The sequence below is a fragment of the Candidatus Cloacimonadota bacterium genome, from assembly GCA_034661015.1.
GTDB lineage: Bacteria > Cloacimonadota > Cloacimonadia > JGIOTU-2 > JGIOTU-2 > JAYEKN01.
The window spans coordinates 1-2134 of record JAYEKN010000221.1 but is presented as its reverse complement, the minus strand read 5'-3'; the positions used below and the strand labels follow the sequence as shown (position 1 = coordinate 2134).

The following is a 2134-nucleotide window of genomic DNA, read 5'->3' as shown; positions in this document are numbered from 1 at the left end:
GCTACTTTTCTTTTCGATCAGTTAGGGACTCAATTAGGGTTAACGGACGATTTAAAAAAGTGCTTTCCTGATACCTACAAACAGATTCTGTCAATCGTATATTATTTAATTCTAGAAGACAAGAATTGAGACTGTTCAACCATCATGCTACCTTTTCCAGTAGTTTATGTTTAATAGAATCGACAACATTGCACATTTTTAGGTTATCTTGACATAATTGTCCCAATTTGATGTTATCTAAAAAGCATTCTGCAAAATGTCTTTTGTCCAAAACAGCCTCTTTTAACCACAATGAATTCATTAGCTGAATAACATATTGTTCTGATTTCAGTCCGTATCTTCCCAAAATAACTTTTTCAATCTTACGATTCCATCGTTCTGCTGAATTTGAAGTGAGCCTTTTGGTTAGTTGGTTCCATTTTCCCAAAATACTTTTTTCTACATATTTTGAAACTTCTTCGGGAGAAATTTCCATTAATTTCTGAGCAGCTCTTTTCCTACCAAAATAGGTCATGTTATCAAAAATTCCTTTTGCTAACGCAATCATTTGCTGTTGTTTTTTATAACTGCACCGGCAGGAGTATATCTTTTTCATCAAATTCTTTAGTTTATGAAATTTACACAGTTGATGATTTACTCCGGGAAAAACTGATTTTATTGCTCCAGCAATAGCACTACTTCCGTCCGATATAATCAGTCGGGGTTTTCCATAAAGCTTGTAAAATCTGTTAAAAAAGAGCTCCCAAGTTGGTTTTTTCAAATCTGAGACTAATTGAAAATATAAAGGAAATCCTGTTTTATTATCTACTATAGAAATAACGTAATGCCACTTACCATTTATTTTTACCCATTTTTCATCGGTAGCAATTTCGCCACTCCAGCTATTTATTGAGGATAAGATTGCCCTTCCTACAAATGATAGAGTGTGAAATTTGTTATGAATAGTTGATTTACTAACACCAAGCATAATTGATAGAATTTGATAATTTAAACCAAAAGCAGTTAAAATCATCACAAGTAAATAAATTCCAAAAGTATTCATATCCTCTTGAAATCTTCGTTCCACTTTAATATCTTTTTCTTTTTGTTCTAACTTTGGAAATGTTTTCAAAATCTTCTTTCGACTGCTTTTCCCTGTTGTTTCGTCTTCTAATATTTCTTTTAGAAACCTTTCTGTGTCTGGTTTAATCTTATCTTCAGTGGTAAGTTGATCATATTTATTTTTCAATTTTAAGGCGTCTATTTGCGAAAAATAATCTCGAAAACAAGTGTAAGACATTTTGAATTTAGGGTGAGTTTCTATAAAATCTTTGTAATGTTCATTTATTTTAAGCAAAGGATTTTGTAGTATTTGCTTTTCAATCAACGGGAGAGCATCACGAAAATCTTTTTTTCTTTCGAGGTAATCTTTGAAATCACCATCATGTTGCTGAAATTCTCTATAAAAATTGTTAGAATCCTGTCTTGATTTTAATCCGAATAATGCTGATATCTTCTTAAATGTAACTAATTCTTTGCCATTTTCCTTTTTAAACAGCCTAAGAAGGACAAGCAGCATCTTTTGGTTATTTTTGGTATCTTTTACTGAAAATTTAATCGGATTATTGATTGAGACGGATAGCATACCATCTTTTTTCTCCACAACAAGGCTATCTCCTTGTGTTTGAGGCACATCGGCGAGTTTGTTTTTTGAATCTTTTATATTTTCATTTTTGATTTATTTTTGTCATCTACAAATTGTTGTCAACTATATTATTTTGCAAGCAATTAGATGAACTTTGAGTGGCTTTTTTGGCTCTCATATATTGCTGTATAGAGCATAATTCTGAAAATTAGACATTGAGAATGTTTTTGCCAAAATTGCAAAAAAAAATATGTCAATTTGAGAAAAGAAGGTATTTTTTACACAATGTGCACTAATTACCAATTCTATAAATTAGTTTGTTCTGTTGCAAGGAATTAATTTGAACAGTCTCTTTTTCAGTAAGTTAGATTGCTCGGAAACATTAATGATAAGCCTTTTGATTGCCTGTATCAGGCGCTCCACCAACAACAATATTTGGGTAATCAATATCTACTGAAGCTCCAGCAAAAGGTGTAGCAAAATTTGCAACTTCGTCCCAAACACCTTCAC

The 2134-nt window shown here is 31.7% G+C and carries 1 protein-coding gene; it reads right to left on the bottom strand.

Annotation, left to right across the window (positions count from 1 at the left end):
* Positions 1 to 142 precede the first annotated feature (142 nt).
* Positions 143 to 1642: a DDE-type integrase/transposase/recombinase gene (locus U9P79_08420; protein ID MEA2104647.1), complete on the bottom strand. Its 1500-nt coding sequence runs from the start codon at positions 1640 to 1642 to the stop codon at positions 143 to 145.
* Positions 1643 to 2134: the final 492 nt, after the last annotated feature.